Genomic DNA, 19747 nt, shown 5'->3' on the forward strand with positions numbered 1-19747 from the left:
CCAGGCTTTTCTCCATGCGCCCGGAAACGTTGTCGGCATCGCCAGATTTCAGGTAATCCATGGTATCGAAGGAACGACGCTCCAGTCCCCGTAAAGCCATCAAGCTTGCCGCCCAGCTGGTGCTGCAAGACGGCATCAGTTTGCCCTGTCAGATCTCTGACTTCTGTGCCGAAGGCATGTTTGTTCGCTATTCCGGCGACACTGAGCGCAAGTTGCATCAGGCGCTGGGCTCCTCCGCCAACAATATCATCACCATTCGATTCCGCGGAAGCGATGGGCGTTCCCGTCACGAAGTCACCGTGAGTGTGGTTCGCCGTATCGCTGGAGCGATCGGGGTGGCCTACGCCCATTCCAGTCCGGAAGCCCTGGCTGCGATGCTGCAACAGTATGGGGGGGGGCAGGCGCTGGAGCGTTCCCAGCTTAAACCGCCCAATGAGCGTATCCAGTTTATTCTCCATCAGTGCGCACGAAGTGTGGTGCAGTTCATCGAGCCGCTGATGGATGCCTGTTTTATCCGTATGTTGTCCGCTCTTGAAGCGGCCGCGCAACAGGCTCCGAACGACCAGCAGGCCCATGACTACATGGATGCGACGGGAGTTCTGGCGGCGCGCAGGAAGATCATCTGGCATCACATGCAGCAGTCGCTGCAATCCCCCATGAAACCCAACCCCCAGGGACCACCTGGGGCGGAACTGTCACTGGTGGACAAGGGTGAGTTTGAGGACTGGCTGACCTTGCGGGTGATGGTGACCAAGGCCGATACCCTGTACCGGGGTGAATTGCTCCAGCTGAAGCTGCGACTCGACCGGCTGGGGGTGTGTAATGACACCGGCCACCAGAATCCGTTGGGGCCGGCGCTGGTCTGTGAAGCCTTCCACAGTGGACTGGCGCTGATGAAAGCCAGTCGGTCGGTGGAAAAGGTCTGCCTTAAGGCCTTCGAGGCAACGGTGCTCAATAACCTGACGGCGCTCTACGAAGATCTCAACCGTATTCTGATCCGGCATGGGGTGTTGCCGGATCTGGATCTGAGCAAATACCTGAGTGAACGGGGCGGTGCCCGTGCGGAGTCCGCGTCAGCAAAAGCCAAGCCGGAGCCGTCTGTTCCGGCCAGGCAAGAAGCCCATTCGGCTCAGGCTCAGGCAGCCTCAGGGCCCGGCGAAACTGTGACCCGGCCAGCAATCGCCGACCCGCGCACGGACGGCAATCGTGGTTTTCAGGCTCACACCCAGGCGGCACAGTCGGCCTTCGCCACCGTACGAAACCTGTTATCCACCCTCAGCGCGAGTCGCCTGGCCCATGGCGACGTGGAGCCGGTGAGGTTTCCTCCCAATGCCCGTCCGTTGTCGGCAGGAGAATTCCAGCGTCAACTGCAGCAATTGCAGGGAGCTGAGCCAGTGGCCGGAGCATCGGAGCGGTCACTGCGGGAACGGGTGATCGGACATGTTCGCGATTCCGGTGACACCCGTCTCGACCATGAGCAGCAGGAGGTGCTGGATGTGGTGGACCGGTTCTTCGGCAGCGTGGTGGAAAGCCCCCGTCTGAGCCAGTCTGCCCAGCAGCACCTGCGCCAGCTGGAAGTCCCTGTGCTCAAGGTGGTGATGCGTGATCCATCGTTCTTTGAAGATGCCGGGAGTCCGGTGCGTGGGGTAATTGACCGTCTGGCACAACTGAGCGTGAAGGGCGGGCGGATCAATCCGGTGACCCAGCGTCGGGTGTCGGATCTGGTGCAGCGGATCGTCAATGAATTCGAGCAGGACACCGGGATTTTCGAGCACGCGGTGCAGGAGCTTGATGGCCTGATTGAGCGCCAGAACCTGGTCTACCGCCGAAATGTCGAGCGGGTTACGGCGGCGGCTGAAGGTGGCCAGAAGGTTGCTGACTCCAAGACTGCGGTAGCCCAGGCGCTGGACCAGCGCCTGGCCGGGCGTCAGGTGCCGAAGGTTGTACTCAGTCTGCTTAACGGTGGCTGGCGTGATCTGCTGTCACTGACCTGGATACGCCAGGGCGAAGACAGTCAGCTATGGCAGGACTATCTGTCAGTGATCGATTCCCTGGTGGCATTTGGCGAAGATCCACACAGCGCGATTAACCTGCCGGAGCTGCTCCGGGTGATCCAGGACGGGCTGGCTTCGATTTCCAGCAACCACATGCCACCTTCGCAGATTCGGGAGCAACTTAAACAGTTCCTGGTGCGGACACCGGGGGTGGAAAATCTTGAGCTCGTCGAGGTGCCCGCCCAATCGGACGAAGGGTCGATGACGTCCGAACTTTCCGAGCGGGAGCAGCGCAGCCTGCAACGCTGGATCAATCGGGCTCAGCAGTTGCGAACCGGCGACTGGCTGCGTGACCAGGAAAACCCGGAGGCGGTCCAATACATTCGGTTGGTATGGGTTGCCCGAGGTTTCAGTCGGTTTGTTTTCGTCAACCACCAGGGTATGCGGGTGGTGGAGCTGGAACTTGCCGATCTGGCGAAACGGATGAAGCAGGGGCGCATTGTGCCGGATAGCCAGTACGACCGGCCGCTGGTGGATGAAAGCATCGACCGGATGGTGCGTAAGGTCTATGACCAGCTGTCCTGGGCCTCCACCCATGATGAACTGACCGGCCTGCTGGGGCGGCGGGAATTCGAGCGGATGCTGGAGCAGCAGCTGGCCCGCCACGAAGACGAGCGGACTCTGGTGATACTGGATCTCCGTCAGTTTCGGCTGCTCAATGATACCGCCGGCTATCAGACCGGGGATGACACCCTCAGACAGGTGGCTCGCCTGCTCGAGGAACGGGTCGGGGATGGCATGCCGCTGGCCCGGCTGGCAGGTAATGAATTTGGCTTCCTGTTGCCGACGGAAACGGCCGAGGCCGACAGTGCCGGCATTATCCGTGCTATTGAAGAACTGGCGATCGAGCATGGCGAGCGGGTCTATCATCTGTCTGCGAATGCGGGTCTGGCGCCGGCCTTGCCGATGCTGACCACCCCCGAACGCTGGTTACGGGCGGCGGATGAAGCCTGCAAGAAGGCCAAGCAGAGCGGCAATGGCCGGGTGTCCAGCTACACGGCTGAGGCTGGCGATCAGAGCCGTCAGGAGCTGATCGCGGCCAAGCTGGCGAGTCTGGGCGATCTGGATGAGGAGCGCATGCTGCTGCGTTGCCAGAAAATCATTCCCCTCCACGCCAACACACTCATGTCCAGCCATCATGAGATCCTGATCAGCATGTACGATGACCAGGGCAACCTGATCACCGGCAGTGACCTGGTTCGAGCGGCTGAACGCTACAACCGGATGCAGGTCGTGGATCGCTGGGTGGTTGGCCATCTGCTTGACTGGTTGCGGGAATCTGAGCGCCGGGCGGAGAAGCTCGGAGGGGTGTGTATCAACCTGTCCGGTCATTCGCTCAATGATGAATCGTTGTTGGAGTTTGTCTATGACAAGCTGAGCGAGAAAGAGGCGCCGATTGAACGGCTGTGGTTCGAAATTACCGAGGCAGCGTCTATCAATGATATTGAAAGCGTGGTGGAGTTCATCGGCGAAATGAAAGAACTGGGCTGTCGTTTCTGTCTTGGCAACTACGGTGCGGGGGCGACCTCGTACCAGTTCATGCGGCGGCTGCCGGTGGACGTGATCAAGCTGGACGGGTCCTTTACCGCGCAGATTGCCAGTAACCAGGCTGACCGCGCCATGGTGGCCTCCATTGTGGAACTGGCCCACTACATGGATCGTGAAGTCATCGCGTCCCATGTCGAAACCCGGGACGTGCTCGATATCCTGCGGCAACTGGGTGTGGATTACGCTCAGGGTTATGTGGTTGAGAAACCTCGCCTGCTCGACAGCGTCAACTGAGGCAAAAAGCCGCTTACTATGTCAAAACGTCATCCGATCATTGCGGTTACCGGTTCCTCTGGTGCCGGTACCACTTCCACCGGCCACGTATTCAGTCGGCTGTTTGCCAGCGAAGGGCTGACAGCGGCGATGGTCAGTGGCGACAGCTTTCACCGCTATACCCGGGAACAGATGGCGCGGCTGGCGGCCAAAGGGCAGTTCGGTGAACGCAACCACTTTGCCCTGGCCGCCAATCACATCGACAAGCTCGAGGCGCTGTTCTACGACTATAGCCATACCGGTAACGGACAGTGTCGTCATTACGTCCATGATGAAGATCTGGCGCTGATTCAGGCAGGGCACAAACCTGGTACCTTTACACCCTGGGAGCAGCTGCCGGCGCAGACCGATCTGCTGTTTTACGAAGGCCTGCACGGCGGCGTGGTCAGCGATGTGTACAACACGGCCCAGTACGTCGATCTGCTGATCGGTGTGGTGCCCATCGTCAATCTGGAGTGGATCCAGAAAATTCACCGCGATACCTTCCAGCGTGGTTATTCCCAGGACGCGGTGGTGAAAACCATCATCAACCGTATGGACGATTACGTGCACGACATCGTGCCGCAATTTTCCCACACCCACGTCAACTTCCAGCGCATTCCGCTGGTGGACACCTCCAACCCCTTCGTGGCGCGGGATGTACCCACCGAAGATGAAAGTATGGTGGTGATCCGATTCCGTGATCCCGGCGAGGTCGACTTTCCCTATCTGCTGCAGATGATCGCCGGGAGCTCCGTCTCTCGCCGCGACACATTGGTGATTCCCGGCCCCAAGCTGTCCCTGGCGATGGACCTGATTCTGCGGCCGATGGTGCTGCGACTGATCGCCCAGAAACCCTTTGCCTGAGTCTCCCTTAAAGCCCCGGGGATAAGAGCCGATGCCACCCTGAACGTTAAGTTCCGGAGCGCTGGCGGTGACCGTTCGTGTCGGGTCGCCGCCAGCGATCGTCTTCGGTCGGCCTCAATCCGGAACATCTGCCACGTTTGCTACCACTGCCGAGGGCAGATCAGACAACGCAGCCAGTGCGGCTTCGTGGATCTGGGCTGCGGGCACGGCATTGCCGGTCACTTTCGATGGCAGTGCGCGGGTGGCGGTGGCGGAGGCAACGACCGTAGGGTTGTAGCCTAACGAGAAGGCGCCGCGGGCGGTGGAGTTCACGCACATGTGGGACATAAACCCGGTCAGGATCAGGTTTTCCACACCGGCCTGCTTCAGGCGCTCGTCGAGATCTGTGTGCACAAAGGAATTGGGGAAGTGCTTGGTGATCACCGGTTCATTCGCCAGCGGTGCAACCACGTCGGCAATCTGGCCAACCGCTGCATTGAGGTCGTAGGGCGAGCCGGCACCGGCATCGTGCTGTATGTGGAACACCGGACGCCCGGCGGCGCGGAACCGGTCGAGCAACTTCCTGCACTCGGCAAGGGCAGGTTCAACGCCTTCCAGTTGCATGACCCCCTCCCGGTAGGTGTTCTGGGCATCAATGATGATCAGGGCTGAGTTGCTGATGGGCGTGGCGGTGTTGCCAAGGCCGACAAGGTCACGGATCGTGGTTGGTGCGGTCATGTTCATTCCTCGCTGGTAGTCTGCAATAGGTCCGGACGGTGCCGGGCGGTTCGCTTCATTGGTTAGGTGGGCTCTATTATTCGGCGAAGTCGGCCTCTATACTGCAGGCAAAACTGGCATAATTGAGGTCGAAAGTGACAAAGGCGGCGGTCCATATCGCGATTGTTCATTATCCCGGAGCGCTGTTGTCGGCCGTGCAGGGGCTGGCCGAGCAGTTCTATCTGGCCAACAAAATCTGTGTGCAGCACGGCATGGATGCGGTCTTTAAAACCCAGATCTTCAGTCGTCAGCAGCTTGTTGAACGGGTGGACGGACAGCTTGATCCGCTGCACGTCGTGATCCTGCCGCCTTGTCTGGAGGGTGAGTATTATCTGGCGCCAGAGGCCCTGCTGATTGAGTGGCTGAAGGAGCAGCACCAGAACGGTGCAATCGTCGGTTCGGTCTGTGCGGGGGCCTTTGTGCTGGCGGAGACCGGCTTGCTGGATCATCGCCGGGTGACCACCCATTGGGGGCTGGCGGAGGACTTTTCCAGCCGCTATCCCCAGGTGGAGGTCGACAGCAACAAGCTGTTGATCAACGATACCGACATCATCACCGCCGGTGGGCTGATGAGCTGGATTGACCTTGGTCTGGAGCTGGTTGCCCAGTTCACCAACTCACAGATCATGCGTCAGCTAGGCAAGTTTCTGATCGTTGATACCGGGCCAAGGGAGCAGAGCTACTACCAGAGCTTTACCCCCAAGCTGGATCACGGTGATGAAGCCATTGTCCGGGTCCAGCATCGGTTGCAGCGGGAATTCAGGAAGCCTGTCATGGTGCGTGAGCTGGCGGATCAGGCACACCTGACTGAGCGGACTTTCCTGCGACGGTTTGTCAGTGCCACCGGGCTCAAACCGACCCAATACCTCCAGCGGTTGAGAATCCAGAAGGCCTGTGAGTTGATTGAAACCAGTGTGCTGCCGTTTGAACGGGTTGCCGAAGACGTTGGCTATGAGGATCTCAGCGCCTTCCGCAAAACCTTTATCAAGATCACCGGACAGACCCCCAAAGAGTTCAAAAAGCGGTTTGTACGCCCGGTTCAGGCCGTCAGCCGGCCATCCCGGTAATCCTGTAGCGCCTGTTCGATTTCTTCCCGGCTGGTCATCACAAACGGGCCGTACTGCACGATGGGCTCGCCGATGGGTTTGCCGGCGATCACCAACAGGCGGGCGCCCTCAGGTCCACCCTGCAGGGAAAGATGATCGCCGTCACCAAGTACGCTGGCGGCGCTGATACGCAGGTCGCTACCGGCAACTGCCGCCTCGCCTTCATAAAGGTAGACCAGGGCATTGCGTCCGTCCGCCAGCGGTAGCGTCAGCTCGCTGCCGGCGGCCAGCTGGATGTCCAGGTACAGCGGCTCGGTGCTGCCCCCGGTGACGGCCCCGTGATACTGGTGTCCGCCCAGCTCCAGGCTTCCGGCGATCAGCTTGACCACACTGTCGGCAACATTGACCCGGGGAATGTCTTCGGGCTGGATATCCCGATAGCCCGCCGTTTTCATCTTCTCGGCAGCCGGAAGATTCAGCCACAACTGGAAGCCGCGCATCAGGCCTTCGTCCTGCTGGGGCATCTCCGAGTGGATGATGCCGCGCCCGGCGGTCATCCACTGTACGCCCCCATTCTGCAGGTTGCCGCGATTGCCGAGATGATCTTCGTGGAGCATGTGCCCCTCGATCATGTAGGTCACGGTTTCGAAGCCCCGGTGTGGATGGGCCGGAAAGCCGGCGATGTAGTCGGCCGCCTGATCCGATCCAAATTCGTCGAGCATGAGGAACGGATCCATCCGCACCGCCTGGCTCTGTCCGAGGGAGCGTTTGATGCGCACTCCGGCACCGTCGGAGGTCTCGATGGCCGGAATGATCTGTCGGATGGTTCGGTTCGTCATCTCAGGTCTCCTTGGTGTTGCCGTGGACGGTGTGCCGATGAACCCGATGGCCCGCTCAGGCGGTCAGTGCGTCAATCACCGAATCGGCTTTGTCCAGGGACTGGCTCTTGTGGTCGTCACCCATGTTCAGACCTTCAGCATAGATAAACTCCACACTGGTCAGACCGAGGAAGCCCAGGAACGATCTCAGGAAAGGCGTCTGACTGTCGTTCGGTGTACCGGCGTAGATGCCGCCACGGGCTGCCAGAACATACACCGGCTTGTCTTCCAACAGGCCTTCCGGGCCGTTCTCGGTGTAGCGGAACGTGATACCGGCACGGGCAATGTGGTCGAAGTAAGCCTTCAGCACCGACGGCACACCGAAGTTATACATGGGCACGCCCAGCAACACCGCATCGGCCTGCTTCAGCTCGGCAATCAGCTCATCGGAAAATGCCTGTACGTCGGACTGTGCGGCGGTGGCATCCGCTGGTGTGGCAAGAAACGCACCGAAGCGTTCAGCGTCCAGGTGTGGCACCGGGTTCTTTGCGAGGTCGCGAATGTGAACCTGTGCGTCCGGATGCTGGCGGGTCAGTTTTTCGAGGGTCTTGCTGACCAGTTGGGACGATTGACCATTTTGACCGAAAATACTGGCAGTGATGACGAGGATGTTTTTCATGGCTGCTTGGCTCCTGTGCGTTTGTTTCAGGCTATGGAGCTATTAGACGGGAATCAGCAGAGGGAAGAAATCGGAGAGATTTGGCAGGGTTGTTCAATAAAACTGATCAAGTGGCGGAGCGGGCTGCTCCGCCGCTTGATTGTATTCAGGCCATGTTGCGGGAGTAGAAGATCTCCAGCATTTCCTGCTTCAGCCGTTCCTCGATGGACTGGGCCTGCTCGGGGTCCAGATCACTGGCGTTAACACCGAACACGTAGTTATCGAGGTTGAAGTCCTTCAGCATCATCTTGGTGTGGAACAGGTTCTCCTGGTACACATTGACGTCGATCATCTGATAGGCGTTCTGGGTATCTTCGGTCAGATAGTTCTGGATCGAATTGATGTCGTGATCGATGTAGTGCTTGGTGCCATCGACATCACGGGTAAAGCCCCGTACCCGATAATCCACGGTGACGACGTCGGAGTCGAAGCTGTGGATCAGATAGTTGAGCACTTTCAACGGCGAGATCAGTCCGCAGGTCGACACGTCGATGTCAGCGCGGAAGGTGCTGATGCCCTCGTGAGGGTGGCTTTCCGGATAGGTGTGTACGGTCACGTGGCTCTTGTCCAGGTGCGCGACAATCGTGTCCGGAAGCGGACCCGGGGATTCTTCGTTATTGGCTTCGGGGCCGGTCACTTCATGCTCGGCTATCAGCATGGTCACAGACGCACCGTGGGGCTCATAGTCCTGACGGGCAATATTGAGGATGTTGGCGCCGATGATCTTGACCACATCCGAAAGGATCTGGGTCAGTCGTTCAGCGTTGTACATTTCGTCAATGTAGTCGATATAGGCTTCGCGCTGCTCTTCGGTTTGCGCATAGCAGATATCGTAGATATTGAAGCTCAGAGACTTGGTCAGGTTGTTGAAACCATGCAACTGCAGTTTGGTTTCCATATTCAGCCCCCCCAACAGTTTGGAGATAAAAGACAATGATGGTGCGTTATTGCACCTCACACAAGGCCGCCACCGAACACTGACCGAGTTGATTACCTTTTGTGCAGATCCGGCGGAGAAGGGTGCGTATTATGCACACCGGACATGTCCTTGGATAGGGTTTGCGGACAACATTTTGGACGCCGCAGGAGCCAGCTCCAAAACCTGCTTTCGAGCGGTGGGTCCAGAGCCGCCTTCAGTGGCGTTGCAGACGGCTCTGATGCCTTATGGGTGAAGGCGTCAGGCGGGTTCGTGAATTTCGTAACTGTGGCTGATTTCGACCCCGGCTTTTTCCAGCATGATGGAGGCCGAACAGTACTTTTCGGCCGACAGACTCACGGCCCGTTTGACCAGGTTCTCTTTCAGGTTGTTGCCAGTGACAATGAAGTGCAGGTGGATGCGGGTAAAGACCGAGGGCACGGCATCGGCGCGTTCCGCCTCGAGTTCTGCGCGGCAGTCGGTCACGTCCTGACGGCTTTTCTGCAGAATGCTCATGACGTCGAACGAGGAGCAGCCGCCCAGACCCATCAGCAGCATCTCCATGGGGCGGGGGCCAAGGTTGTTGCCACCATGATCCGGCGGGCCATCCATCTGAACCGAGTGACCACTTCCGCTGGTGGCCTTGAAGCTGGCGTTGCCGGACCAGTCGATGGTTGCTTTCATGGTGTCGCTCTCCGCTTACATTGGCGCGCTGAATGGAAGCGCGGATGCTACCACAACCTGATCGTGACCGGCACTGGCTGAGGGGGCAGGACACACGTTTTATACCTGTTCATGTTGCCGAAAAGAGGCCATCTTGTTATAAGTTCGTCGCTAAGGTGCTTAATCTGGACAGCACCGTGGGGTGCATAATAAAGATCCGGCCGTGCCAGGACCGGACACGCTCACAACCGCAAACCCGCATGGAAAGCAGGGCAGAAACTACAACACCAGGACTAGCCAGTATTAAGGAGGCGCGACTCAAACTATGGCCACTATCGTCAAGCCGGTTGAGCAGAAAACAAAACACCTGGATTATTTCCTGTCACAGTGCCATCGCAGGCGCTATCCAGCCAAGAGCACGATCATCTACGCCGGCGACAAGAGTGATTCACTGTTTTATATCGTAAAGGGGTCGGTGACGGTCATTATCGAAGATGATGACGGTCGTGAAATGATTATGGCCTATCTCAATGCCGGAGATTTTTTCGGAGAGATGGGACTGTTCGACAACATGGATTCGCGCAGCGCCTGGGTCAAGGCCAAGAGCGAGTGCGAGGTTGCTGAAATCAGCTACACCAAATTCCGTGAGATCGCCCAGCAGGATCCGCGGGTGCTGTACTTCATCGGGGAACAGATGGCGACCCGTCTGCGCCAGACCACCCGTAAGGTGGGAGACCTCGCGTTTCTGGATGTTACCGGTCGGGTTGCCCGGACTCTGCTGGATCTGTGCAAGGAGCCGGATGCCATGACCCATCCGGACGGTATGCAAATCAAGATTACCCGCCAGGAAATCGGCCGCATTGTGGGCTGTTCCCGTGAGATGGTTGGCCGGGTATTGAAAACCCTCGAAGATCAGGGACTGGTTCAGGTCAAAGGCAAAACCATGGTGGTTTACGGTACCCGCTGACCACGCCGTGAGATCCTGATGATTGGCTTGCCGGACGTTGGGTGACCTGATGGTAATCCGGCAGGCTTGTTATGGGGCACCCTGGCCCCATTAATCAGTATTTGGGCCTGATGCCTGATCGGTCTTGATCGGGTGTGCTGGCTACCTACACCAGGGAGCTTTCATGAATTCCATCCTCAAGCGGTTTTTACTCGTCTCCAGCTTTTACCTGCTGACCCCGGCTGCCAGCGCTTTCGATTTCAGTGAATCCCTGCGCGCTGGCTCCGATGCCCTCTCTGCCACCAGCCAGGTCAGCGGTGATGCCCAGTTGTTAATGGGACAGTTACAGGGCGGCCTGGGAGTTACCGAAAGTCAGGCGATGGGCGGCACCAGTGCTTTGCTGCAGCTGGCCCAGAACAGTCTGGGGGCCGATGCCATGACCGGCCTGACCGATCAGGTCAGTGGCTTGAACGGATTGCTTGGTGCCAGCACAGGCGCCGGACTGGGCAAGTCGTTGCTGGGAAGTGTCACCTCGATGGAGAGCGTTGAGCAGGCGTTTCGTGCCATCGGACTGGATGCTGGCATGGTGCAGCAGTTCGCCCCGATGGTGCTGGACTTTCTGGCGAACCAGGGCGTCGCTGCGGGCCTGCTGGGCAGCCTGGGGTCGTTGTGGAGTCCCACAGTCTGAGCAGGACCCTGCCCCGGTCGGTTGACAGATTGCCCGCTATTGCCGCTGCCACACCAGGAAGCGGTTGTTGGCGGGCATCGCGACATCCGCAATAAGGCCCAGACCGACCCGTGCTGCCAAGGCTTCCAGATCGTCCATATCCCTCAGCCCCATAGTGGGGGTCTGGCTTTTCAGGTAATGGTCAAAGTTCCGGTTGCTGTCACTGGTGTAGCGCCCTTGATAGTTGAACGGGCCATACAGGCAAAAGCGCCCGCCTTCCGGCAACAAGCCAGCCACGCCGGCAAACATCCCCTCAACATCCGGCCACGCCATGATGTGTGAGGTGTTGGCGGAGAAAACCGCGTCGGCCTGTTGCAGTGGCCAGGGTGTGACGGAAACATCCAGGGTCAGGGGCGGCAGGATATTGCAACGGGCGGCTTCCGCCAGCCAGGGCCGGCAGTTGTCCACGGCTTCCGGCCGGTCACTGGGTTGCCACTGTAGCAGGGGCAGCGCCGCCGCAAAGTGCACCGCATGCTGACCGGTACCGGTACCAATTTCGAGAATCAGACCGGAATCCGGCAGGAATCGCTGCAACTGCTCAAGAATGGGCTGTTTGTTGTTTTCACAGGCTTGTGAAAACGGTTTGGCGGCCATCATGGCTGGCTCTCCGGCAGTTTTGGCTCTGGTAACAGCTAGTCGCTGGCGCTGAAGGCCCGCTGCATCTCGCGGACGAATTGCACCGGCTGGTCCAGTATAGGGACGTGTCCGCTGTTCTCAAAGAAGACCTGGCGGGAGTTTGGCAGCAGCTCCTGCATCCGCGCCTGCCCCTGCCAGGGGTAGAGTTCCGATTTGCGTCCGGTAATGATGGTGGTGGGTACCTCGATCGATGGCAGGAGCGGCAGGAAATCATAGTCGCGTTCGGCATACGCTCGCAGGTGCTGATACAGCACGTACCAGTTCTCGACGGGAACCAGCTGGTGTGCCAGGGCGGGAACGCGAATAAGCCGGCGAACGCCCCACTTCATCCAGCTACGGCTGAGGGCCTGGGACATGAAATCACTGAGGTGACTGTAGAAGCGGTCTTTGACTTCCCGGGGAAACTGCTCAAATGGTGTGCCGGGTTCCGCGTTGGAGAGAAAGTCCAGGGTCGGCTGCCAGCGTTTCATGTGGTCCGGCCCCTGTTGGCCAAACAATCCCCAGCGCCAGCTTTCATCATGGGAGACTCTTGGCGCCTGGTCGATATGGAGATAGCGCGCAAGGGTATTGGTGCCAAAGAGCTCCATATACCGCAATGAGGTTGTGGCACCAAGGGAGATGCCGCCAAGGCGGACCGGTTCACCGTAGCTGTAGTGCTGGATAATCGCATCAAGGTCGCGGGCATGGCTGGTAACGACACAGTCTTCGCTGCAGCTCAGTCGTGAGGACCGGCCAAAGCCGCGAAGGTCCGGCAGCACGAAGCGAAACTTGTGAGCCAGTGGCAGTGCCAGCGGCAACCAGTGGCGGCTCTCCATGCCAAAACCGTGGAGCAGGATGACCACCGGCCCCTGGCCAAACTCTCGTACGTACAGAGATTGCTTGTCATGGGTGGTGATGCGGGTCATTGAAAACTCCAGGGAAAATGGCTCAGGGGAAGCATGGTACGGACGCCTGGCGCTTCTGGCCACGGAGCGTCAGGCCAATCTGCCGAATCGAACCTCATTCGACGATCGCGACTGCCTTTATCTGGACCCACACCGATTGCCCGGGTAACAGTCCGAGTCGGTCCACGGCACGGCTGGTCAGGCGCGCCAGGAGCGGGGTCTGGGCAAGCTGCAGACGGACCATGGTCATGCCGGAGTCGGGATCGCCGGCCAGCTCGTCGATGGTGGCAGGAAGCAGGTTCTGGATGCTCTGGTCCGGATGGTGGGCCAGCGCGATGCTGACATCCCGGGCCAGGACGCGCAGCCGGATCTGGCTGGACACCGGGGTATCCGCGGGGCTGCGAACCCAAAGGCTGCCGCCCTCAAACTCGGCCCGGCTCAATTGCCAGCGCGTGTCGTGTTCGCGGATCCAGGCCGGAATGATCACTCCGGAATCCTCATCTCGTGACAAGTTCAGGTCGAGACGCGCCAGGACCTGTGTCAGGGTGCCCTGGGCGACCACCCGGCCGTGCTCCATCAGCACCAGGTAGTCGGCGAGGCGCGCCATTTCATCGACCGAATGGGTGACATACACCACCGGAATGGCCAGTTCATCGTGGAGTTTTTGCAGGTAGGGCAATATTTCCCGCTTACTGGTCTGGTCCAGGGCGGAGAGTGGCTCATCCATCAGCAGCAGTCTGGGGCTGGTCAGCAGGGCTCGGGCAATGGCGACCCGCTGGCGCTCGCCGCCAGACAATTGTTGCGGCTTGCGCTCGAGCAAATGGTCCAGGCCGAGCCATTGAATGGCCTGCGCCGGTTGCACGCGGCGCTGTTCCTCCGGGGTGCGACGGTAACCGTACATCAGGTTGTGGTGGACGGACAGGTGAGGAAACAGACTGGCTTCCTGGAAAACATAGGCCAGGGGGCGCTGATGGACGGCCAGCTGATGGCCGCTGGATTGCCAGCGTTCGCCATGGACGTGCAGCTCGCCGGTAGCGGCCTGCAATCCGGCCAGGCAACGGAGAAGCGTGGTCTTGCCACAGCCGGACGGGCCGAACAGCACGGTGATGCCCCGCGCCGGCAGGTCCAGCGTGACGGCCAGTGAAAATTCGCCCCGCTGGCTTTGCAGTTGTGCCCGAACACCCTGCTCACTCATGGTCGCACCGCGCTGCTGTTAGCCCGGCCGTTGATCAGATAAAGGCTCAACAGGACCACGAAGGAGAAACCCACCAAACCTGCCGACAGCCAGTGTGCATTGGCGTACTGCAGGGTTTCCACCTGGTCGTAGATGGCGACTGACAACACCCGGGTTTCGCCAGGAATATTGCCGCCAATCATTAATACCACCCCGAACTCGCCCACGGTATGGGCAAAGGCGAGTACCGCCGCGGTCAGGAATCCCGGTCGGGCCAGGGGTAGCGCAACGCTGATGAAGCGGTCCCAGGGGGAGGCGCGCAACGTCGCGGCGACTTCCAGCATGCGCTCAGGCACAGCGTTGAAGGCATTCTGTAATGGCTGGACGGCAAAGGGCAGGGAGTAAACCACCGACGCCAGCACCAGACCGCCAAAAGTGAACGGCAGATAGCCCAGGCCGAGGCTTTTGGTCAGTGCCCCGATCGGACCGTCCGGGCCCAGCAGCAACAACAGGTAGAACCCCAGCACTGTTGGTGGCAGCACCAGCGGCATGGCGACGATGGCGGCGATCGGCTGACTCAGCCAATGACGGCTGCGGGCCAGCCACCAGGCCAGCGGCGTGGCAATCAGCAGCAGCAGGGCGGTGGTGGTGCCCGCCAGCTTCAGGGTTAGCCAGATGGCTTGCCAGTGTTCGTTCATTCGGTTCCTGCTCTTAACAATTCACGGCCCCGCACCATAGCCTGCCTGGCGGATCAGCGCCTGCGCAGGCTCACTGCTCAGGAAGTTCATCCAGGCCTGGGCGGCGGGATTGTCCTGCCCCCGGACCAGCAGCACGGCCTGCTGGCTGATCGGTTGGTAATAGGTCTGGGGGATTTCCCACAGGCTTCCGGCAGATTGTGGCCAGGCCCTGACCTGTGCCAATGCAACAAACCCCGCGTCAGTGTTGGCCGTGGCCACGAACTGGAATGTCTGGGCAATGGACTCGCCGCGAACCACTCTCGGCTGTAACGCTGGCCACAGCGCCAGTTTCTGAAGAACCTGCTGGGCCGCCAGGCCATATGGGGCTGTTTGCGGGTTCGCCATGGCCAGTCGCTGGAAGCGGCCACCGGTGAGGAAGTCTGTGCCATCGACGAAACGTTCGCCGTTGGGGCTCCACAGAACAAGTTTTCCACTGGCGTAGGTGAAGCGGCTGCCGGCAACGGCAAGGCCTTGCTGTTCAAGCAGGGCAGGGCGTTGCTGGTCGGCGGCCAGGAACACATCGAAGGGAGCGCCGTTACGGATCTGGGCGTAGAGCTTGCCGGTTGAGCCGTAGCTGATAATGGCGCGGTGGCCGCTGTCCGTCTGGAAGCGCTCGGCCAGCTGGCGACTGGTGTCGGTGAAGTTGGCGGCAATGGCAATCCGTACCTCATCCGCAAGTGTTATCGGGCTCAGCAGCGTGATCAGCAAGGTTGGCCAAAGCAGCGCCAGTCGCAGCATGGGGGTATCCGTTGTGGTGATGTATCGTTATATCCGGGTGGATATAATGCTAGTCCAGTGACGCCCTTGCTGGCTAGTCTTTATTCGGTTTGGGTCTTGTGAAGGGTATCACTGGAGCCTGGTTGGATCAGTTGTTCGAGCTCACCGAGTTCCGGGCAGTTCAGTAACCGTTGCTCGTAACGCCGGTAGAGCCCGAGCACGTGATGGCCCAGTTCGGAGAGTTCGGCACCACCGCCCTGGCGGCCCCCGGTGGCGGTCTGCACCAGCGGATTACGGAAGCATTGGTTCATGGTGTCTACCAGGAGCCAGGCGCGCCGGTAACTCATGCCCAGATGCTTGGCGGCTGCAGAGATTGAGTGGCTGTCGGCAATCGCTTCGAGAAGTTGCGCCTTGCCCGGACCAAGGGCGATGTCCTGATCAAGCTTGAGGCGCAATCTGGGGGTGAGTCTGGGGTGGTCCGGCATGGGCTCTGTCTGGCACTCATTCAAAGCGTTTCAGACTATACCGGGCCGTCGCCGGGCGCAACGTGTGTTAAGACCTGGCCCGTTAACTCTGCTGGGATACCCCGGGGCTGATACCGGGGACGTCCTGTGGGAGGCAGTCAAGCAGGTGCTGCCAGACTTCGTCGGCGTTGGTTTCATTCACCAGTTCGTGGCGGGCTCCCGGAAACAGGCGGAAACTGGCCAGGGTGATACCGGCCTGGTGAATGGCATCGCAGTGGCGACTGACGCCGCTGCCCATCTCGCCAACCGGGTCATCACTGCCTGCCATCAGGTGAACGGGCAGGTCCTTCCGCCACTGCCGGGGGGAAATGGCCAGCATTCCGCCAATGAAATCACTCCATAACTGGACGGTGCAGGGGGTGCCACAGAGCGGATCGGCAAGGTAGCGGTCCACTTGTTCGGTGTCGCGGCTTAGCCAGTCGTGACTGGTGCGGTTGGGACGGAACTGTTTGTTGAAGGCGCCAAAGGTCATGCGATCGATCAGTTTGCTGCGGTATCGGCCCCCGCGGAAACGGGCGATGGTCCGGATCAGCAGCTGTGATGCCCGCAGATGAGGATGATCAATGCGATTGGTGGCGCAGAGGATCAGGTTGTCGAGATCGTCACCGTACTGTTGCGCGCAAGCCTGGGCGATGAACGAGCCCATGCTGTGGCCGAACAGGGTCAGGGGAAGGTCAGGATGTTGCTGGTGACCAAACCTGATGACGGCATGCAGATCATCCACCACCTTCTGCCAGCCGTTCTGATCACTGTAATGTCCACGTTCCTGCTTTTCACAGAACGGGCCGTGGCCACGATGCTCCAGGGCAAACACTTCAATACCATGTTCGTTTAGCCAGCTGGCCAGGGCGCCATAGCGACTGGCATGCTCGGCCATGCCGTGGGAAATCACCAGAACAGCCAGCGGGCGGTCGGAGTGCCAGACCTTTACCGGTATCCGGTGGCCATCGGCTGCATCGAGGAAGTGTTCAGTGTAGGTCATGACAATCGGTCTACGAAATGAGTTGGCAGTGTCGCCAGTTTAGACGCAAATCCTGGTTCGGTCTGAGACACCGGTAGGAGTTCCCATGATTGCTCCAGCGGGTGTCTCGGGCCGCTCAGCTCTGATGTGAGGGTTGGTTTTGAGACGATGGCCCGGTTTTTTCTGAGCAACCCCGTCGCCACTCCGGTGGCTGCCAGAGCCGCTGTAGCCGTTCCCGCCAGTTGCTTGATTGGGCCATGTCGCGGAACAGGTCGGCGTACTCGTGGGTCCACAGGGTGATCAGGCGGTTGTCCGGAATAGGGGTGGTGATGCCATAGTGTGGCGGGTTGTGCTCGTCTTCGTTGGTGAACGTGCCGAAGAGGCGATCCCAGATGATCAGAACGCCACCGTAATTGCGATCGATATAGCCGGGGTTGCGGCCATGGTGAACCCGGTGGTGGCTGGGGGTGTTAAAGATGAACTCGACCCAGGCCGGCAGACGCTTCACCAGGGTGGTGTGGATGAAGAACTGGTACACCAGCGACAAGGCAAAGACCACGCCGATCCAGACCGGGTTGAGCCCCAGCAGTGCCAGCGGCAGGTAGAACACCCAGTTGCCATTGAAAATATTGGTGGCGTTCTGGCGCATGGCGGTCGAGAAATTCATGCGTTCGGAAGAATGATGGACCACGTGGGCCGCCCAGAACCAGCGCATGGTGTGGCTGCAGCGGTGCATCCAGTAAAAGCAGATCTCCACGCCGATGAAGGTAAGGAAGGCGGTGAAGACATTCAGCTCCAGGTCAAACAGGCGGTATTGGTACAAAAGGGCGAAGACCGGAAAGGCAATGATGCCCGCAAACAGCAGTTCGGTGATCTGATATCCGGCGCCAAGGGCAAAGTTGCGAATGGCCTCGCGGCTGTCCATTAGCGTCGGGTTGTTGCGGATCCTGGCGTATTCCCACAGCGCCACGATCAGGAACACGGGGGTGGCGATCATGAAGATCAGCTGCCGTTCATCCAGTGCCAGCCAGGGGGCGACGGTTTGCCATAACGGCATCAGGCCACTCTTTTCCAGTACGTCCATCATCAGGTCGGTGATGCTCATTGAGCGCTCCGCTGTTGTCGTTGTTGTTTCAGTGGTGAGGTTTGAGGATATGGTTATTTTGTCGCCAGATTGCTCGCATTGATTGACAATAGGTGTCACCAAATTGATCATAGGTGACAAACTTGGGAGGGCATTATGGCGGCAATATTGCGAGTGACTGGGGCCTGGGTCGGCCTGCTGAGTGACTGGCTGGACCGCGAAGGACTTGAGGCGAAGGCCTTGAGGGCTGCCGTGGAGCGCTGGGCCGGTGAGGAGAGTGTGCCGGTACCGGTGTGGCGAAACCTGTTGGAACAGGCCGTGGCGCTGGTGCCCGGGCAGCAGGCCCCGGAACTGGCCATCGGCAGTGGTGTCCGGCCTGGCCATGTCGGTGTGCTGGGGTATCTGGCGCTGGCATCGAGCACCTTGGGTGAGGCCATGTTGGCCTACCAGCGCTACGAAAACCTGTTCTACGGCGCCAATCTGGCCGAGGTGTCTGTTGAGGGCGGTGAGGCGGAAATCCGCTGGCCCAGGGAAGGGAATGAGCTGGGTCAGCGCGCCGATGGCGTGGCCATTGCCGCTCTGGTGACCTTCCTTCGGCGCCAGCTCGACAATCCGCCGCCACCGTCGGGGATCAGCTTTCTGGGGGGTGTCAGCTCTCGGGCCGAGGCAGAGTACGAGCAGTTTTTTGAATGCCCGGTGCAATGGGACGATAGCCATGTTCGGGTACGGTTCCCGGTCACCTACCTCACGGAGCCGATGCTGAGCCGCGACCCGGCATTACGGGAGCTGCTGGATCGCCAGGCCCAGGCGTTGGTGAGGGCGTTGCCTTCCGGCTCGGCCATGGAGCGTCAGCTGCAGCAGGTTCTGCTGCGATTGTTGGCAGAAGGCGAGCCCACCCTGGCGCGGGCGGCCACCGCCATGCATATGTCGCCCCGGACCCTGCAGCGGCGTCTGGCGGGACACGGTCTGAGTTGGCAGCAGTGGCTTGACCGCAGCCGTGAGCAGCTCGCCTGTCAGTACCTGCAGGATCCCGGTCTGAGTCTGTCTGACGTGGCCTTGCTGTTGGGATTTTCTGAGCAAAGCGCCTTCACCCGGGCTTTCCGGCGCTGGACGTCAACCTCGCCGGGGCGGTTCCGGCAATCGGTGCGCCCGTTGCGTTCTCCTGCCTGCTAGGGTACAAAAAAACCAGTGATTAGACGGCTGTTTTGCTGACAACTTCTTGGTAAACGAAAGGAAACGATGACCGTGAGATTCCCAATGACGCTGGCCGTGGCCCTGTGGATGGTTCTGGCCCTGGCCGGGTGTGCAAGCCTGAGCAATGAGAGTGACGCAACGAATGAACGTGGCACCACAAAGGCTGCGGAGCCGACAGGCACTTACCGGGTCACCGGGGCGGTAACCTACCGTGAACGGATCGCGTTACCGCCAAAAAGCGTGGTGACAGTGACCTTGGAGGATATCTCCGTGGCGGATAGGGCTGCCGAAACCCTTGCCGAACAGACCATTCCCGCCGGTCGTCATCAGGTGCCGATCAAGTTTGTGCTGGACGTGGACTCTGCCGATTTGCAGCACAACCACCGCTACGCTGTCAGAGCGGCCATCCGCGATGCGAATGGCCGTCTGTTGTGGACCACTGATACCGTCCATAGCGTTGATCCGACCCAGTCGGGCGCGGACCTCGGAGCCCTGGTGCTGGTCCGGATCAACCGAAGCTAAACG

Annotated in this window: 20 protein-coding genes; 7 read left to right on the plus strand and 13 right to left on the minus strand. The window is 59.8% G+C overall.

Annotation, left to right across the window (positions count from 1 at the left end; translation table 11 throughout):
• Positions 1 to 59: 59 nt before the first annotated feature.
• Positions 60 to 3836 carry a DUF1631 family protein gene (locus BLV11_RS00680; protein WP_091811023.1) on the plus strand — a complete coding sequence of 1259 codons (3777 nt, stop codon included), beginning with the start codon at positions 60 to 62 and terminating at the stop codon, positions 3834 to 3836.
• Positions 3837 to 3854: 18 nt separating this feature from the next.
• Positions 3855 to 4721 (plus strand): phosphoribulokinase, encoded by an 867-nt coding sequence (locus tag BLV11_RS00685; protein WP_091811024.1) that lies wholly within the window; start codon positions 3855 to 3857, stop codon positions 4719 to 4721.
• A gap of 114 nt (positions 4722 to 4835) precedes the next feature.
• On the opposite strand, the gene BLV11_RS00690 is transcribed toward BLV11_RS00685, so the two are convergent.
• Positions 4836 to 5438 (minus strand): cysteine hydrolase family protein, encoded by a 603-nt coding sequence (locus BLV11_RS00690; protein WP_091811025.1) that lies wholly within the window; start codon positions 5436 to 5438, stop codon positions 4836 to 4838.
• A 134-nt stretch (positions 5439 to 5572) separates the two neighbouring features.
• Between BLV11_RS00690 and BLV11_RS00695 the strand changes: the two genes are divergently transcribed.
• Positions 5573 to 6544, plus strand: a complete 972-nt coding sequence (locus BLV11_RS00695) for a GlxA family transcriptional regulator (protein WP_091811026.1) — start codon at positions 5573 to 5575, stop codon at positions 6542 to 6544.
• Here the strand turns inward: BLV11_RS00695 and BLV11_RS00700 are convergent.
• From BLV11_RS00700 to BLV11_RS00715, 4 genes are all read right to left on the minus strand, one after another.
• On the minus strand, positions 6517 to 7362 hold the full coding sequence (locus BLV11_RS00700) for a pirin family protein (RefSeq protein WP_091811027.1): 846 nt from the start codon (positions 7360 to 7362) through the stop codon (positions 6517 to 6519). The two genes, BLV11_RS00695 and BLV11_RS00700, sit on opposite strands and share 28 nt — an antisense overlap.
• Before the next feature lie 55 nt (positions 7363 to 7417).
• The gene (locus tag BLV11_RS00705; RefSeq protein ID WP_091811028.1) at positions 7418 to 8020 is read right to left on the minus strand and encodes an FMN-dependent NADH-azoreductase; all 603 of its coding nucleotides are present in this window, start codon (positions 8018 to 8020) and stop codon (positions 7418 to 7420) included.
• A 145-nt stretch (positions 8021 to 8165) separates the two neighbouring features.
• A complete protein-coding gene (gene speD, locus BLV11_RS00710) occupies positions 8166 to 8957 on the minus strand; it encodes an adenosylmethionine decarboxylase (protein WP_091811029.1) in 792 nt (263 codons plus the stop codon).
• Between the two features lie 279 nt (positions 8958 to 9236).
• On the minus strand, positions 9237 to 9659 hold the full coding sequence (locus tag BLV11_RS00715) for an OsmC family protein (protein ID WP_091811030.1): 423 nt from the start codon (positions 9657 to 9659) through the stop codon (positions 9237 to 9239).
• A 304-nt stretch (positions 9660 to 9963) separates the two neighbouring features.
• On the opposite strand from BLV11_RS00715, the gene crp reads away from it, so the two are divergent.
• Entirely contained in the window at positions 9964 to 10605 is a 642-nt protein-coding gene (crp, locus tag BLV11_RS00720) for a cAMP-activated global transcriptional regulator CRP (protein ID WP_091811031.1), read from the plus strand.
• A gap of 163 nt (positions 10606 to 10768) precedes the next feature.
• On the plus strand, positions 10769 to 11272 hold the full coding sequence (locus BLV11_RS00725; RefSeq protein WP_091811032.1) for a DUF2780 domain-containing protein: 504 nt from the start codon (positions 10769 to 10771) through the stop codon (positions 11270 to 11272).
• A 36-nt stretch (positions 11273 to 11308) separates the two neighbouring features.
• Here BLV11_RS00725 and BLV11_RS00730 read toward each other — a convergent pair whose 3' ends face one another.
• From BLV11_RS00730 to BLV11_RS00765, 8 genes are all read right to left on the minus strand, one after another.
• On the minus strand, positions 11309 to 11908 hold the full coding sequence (locus tag BLV11_RS00730; RefSeq protein ID WP_091811033.1) for a DUF938 domain-containing protein: 600 nt from the start codon (positions 11906 to 11908) through the stop codon (positions 11309 to 11311).
• Positions 11909 to 11943: 35 nt separating this feature from the next.
• Positions 11944 to 12852 (minus strand): alpha/beta fold hydrolase, encoded by a 909-nt coding sequence (locus BLV11_RS00735; protein ID WP_091811034.1) that lies wholly within the window; start codon positions 12850 to 12852, stop codon positions 11944 to 11946.
• A gap of 94 nt (positions 12853 to 12946) precedes the next feature.
• Positions 12947 to 14026 (minus strand): molybdenum ABC transporter ATP-binding protein, encoded by a 1080-nt coding sequence (gene modC, locus BLV11_RS00740; protein ID WP_091811035.1) that lies wholly within the window; start codon positions 14024 to 14026, stop codon positions 12947 to 12949.
• Entirely contained in the window at positions 14023 to 14703 is a 681-nt protein-coding gene (modB, locus tag BLV11_RS00745; protein WP_091811036.1) for a molybdate ABC transporter permease subunit, read from the minus strand. Before modB ends, modC begins: the two co-directional genes overlap by 4 nt.
• Before the next feature lie 21 nt (positions 14704 to 14724).
• Entirely contained in the window at positions 14725 to 15480 is a 756-nt protein-coding gene (modA, locus tag BLV11_RS00750; RefSeq protein WP_091811037.1) for a molybdate ABC transporter substrate-binding protein, read from the minus strand.
• Between the two features lie 80 nt (positions 15481 to 15560).
• Positions 15561 to 15944, minus strand: coding sequence for a winged helix-turn-helix domain-containing protein (locus BLV11_RS00755; RefSeq protein WP_091811038.1), 384 nt, complete (start codon positions 15942 to 15944; stop codon positions 15561 to 15563).
• A gap of 82 nt (positions 15945 to 16026) precedes the next feature.
• A complete protein-coding gene (locus tag BLV11_RS00760; RefSeq protein ID WP_091811039.1) occupies positions 16027 to 16965 on the minus strand; it encodes an alpha/beta hydrolase in 939 nt (312 codons plus the stop codon).
• A 115-nt stretch (positions 16966 to 17080) separates the two neighbouring features.
• Positions 17081 to 18049, minus strand: a complete 969-nt coding sequence (locus tag BLV11_RS00765; RefSeq protein WP_091811040.1) for a sterol desaturase family protein — start codon at positions 18047 to 18049, stop codon at positions 17081 to 17083.
• A 135-nt stretch (positions 18050 to 18184) separates the two neighbouring features.
• Between BLV11_RS00765 and BLV11_RS00770 the strand changes: the two genes are divergently transcribed.
• Together BLV11_RS00770 and BLV11_RS00775 are read left to right on the plus strand one after the other, a co-directional pair.
• Positions 18185 to 19201: a helix-turn-helix domain-containing protein gene (locus tag BLV11_RS00770; RefSeq protein WP_091811041.1), complete on the plus strand. Its 1017-nt coding sequence runs from the start codon at positions 18185 to 18187 to the stop codon at positions 19199 to 19201.
• A 66-nt stretch (positions 19202 to 19267) separates the two neighbouring features.
• Positions 19268 to 19744 carry a YbaY family lipoprotein gene (locus tag BLV11_RS00775; RefSeq protein ID WP_217634501.1) on the plus strand — a complete coding sequence of 159 codons (477 nt, stop codon included), beginning with the start codon at positions 19268 to 19270 and terminating at the stop codon, positions 19742 to 19744.
• Positions 19745 to 19747 lie beyond the last annotated feature (3 nt).

Source organism: Marinobacter mobilis, from assembly GCF_900106945.1.
Classification (GTDB): domain Bacteria; phylum Pseudomonadota; class Gammaproteobacteria; order Pseudomonadales; family Oleiphilaceae; genus Marinobacter; species Marinobacter mobilis.

Excerpts from the sequence above, each read along its gene's own strand:
- BLV11_RS00760 (WP_091811039.1), bottom strand. The coding sequence starts at position 16,965 with ATGACCTACACTGAACACTTCCTCGATGCAGCCGATGGCCACCGGATA.
- BLV11_RS00705 (WP_091811028.1), bottom strand. The coding sequence starts at position 8,020 with ATGAAAAACATCCTCGTCATCACTGCCAGTATTTTCGGTCAAAATGGT.
- BLV11_RS00765 (WP_091811040.1), bottom strand. The coding sequence starts at position 18,049 with ATGAGCATCACCGACCTGATGATGGACGTACTGGAAAAGAGTGGCCTG.
- BLV11_RS00755 (WP_091811038.1), bottom strand. The coding sequence starts at position 15,944 with ATGCCGGACCACCCCAGACTCACCCCCAGATTGCGCCTCAAGCTTGAT.
- modA (WP_091811037.1), bottom strand. The coding sequence starts at position 15,480 with ATGCTGCGACTGGCGCTGCTTTGGCCAACCTTGCTGATCACGCTGCTG.
- modC (WP_091811035.1), bottom strand. The coding sequence starts at position 14,026 with ATGAGTGAGCAGGGTGTTCGGGCACAACTGCAAAGCCAGCGGGGCGAA.
- BLV11_RS00690 (WP_091811025.1), bottom strand. The coding sequence starts at position 5,438 with ATGACCGCACCAACCACGATCCGTGACCTTGTCGGCCTTGGCAACACC.
- BLV11_RS00725 (WP_091811032.1), top strand. The coding sequence starts at position 10,769 with ATGAATTCCATCCTCAAGCGGTTTTTACTCGTCTCCAGCTTTTACCTG.
- BLV11_RS00680 (WP_091811023.1), top strand. The coding sequence starts at position 60 with ATGGTATCGAAGGAACGACGCTCCAGTCCCCGTAAAGCCATCAAGCTT.
- BLV11_RS00715 (WP_091811030.1), bottom strand. The coding sequence starts at position 9,659 with ATGAAAGCAACCATCGACTGGTCCGGCAACGCCAGCTTCAAGGCCACC.
- BLV11_RS00735 (WP_091811034.1), bottom strand. The coding sequence starts at position 12,852 with ATGACCCGCATCACCACCCATGACAAGCAATCTCTGTACGTACGAGAG.
- modB (WP_091811036.1), bottom strand. The coding sequence starts at position 14,703 with ATGAACGAACACTGGCAAGCCATCTGGCTAACCCTGAAGCTGGCGGGC.
- BLV11_RS00770 (WP_091811041.1), top strand. The coding sequence starts at position 18,185 with ATGGCGGCAATATTGCGAGTGACTGGGGCCTGGGTCGGCCTGCTGAGT.
- BLV11_RS00700 (WP_091811027.1), bottom strand. The coding sequence starts at position 7,362 with ATGACGAACCGAACCATCCGACAGATCATTCCGGCCATCGAGACCTCC.
- speD (WP_091811029.1), bottom strand. The coding sequence starts at position 8,957 with ATGGAAACCAAACTGCAGTTGCATGGTTTCAACAACCTGACCAAGTCT.
- BLV11_RS00775 (WP_217634501.1), top strand. The coding sequence starts at position 19,268 with ATGACCGTGAGATTCCCAATGACGCTGGCCGTGGCCCTGTGGATGGTT.
- BLV11_RS00730 (WP_091811033.1), bottom strand. The coding sequence starts at position 11,908 with ATGATGGCCGCCAAACCGTTTTCACAAGCCTGTGAAAACAACAAACAG.
- crp (WP_091811031.1), top strand. The coding sequence starts at position 9,964 with ATGGCCACTATCGTCAAGCCGGTTGAGCAGAAAACAAAACACCTGGAT.
- BLV11_RS00685 (WP_091811024.1), top strand. The coding sequence starts at position 3,855 with ATGTCAAAACGTCATCCGATCATTGCGGTTACCGGTTCCTCTGGTGCC.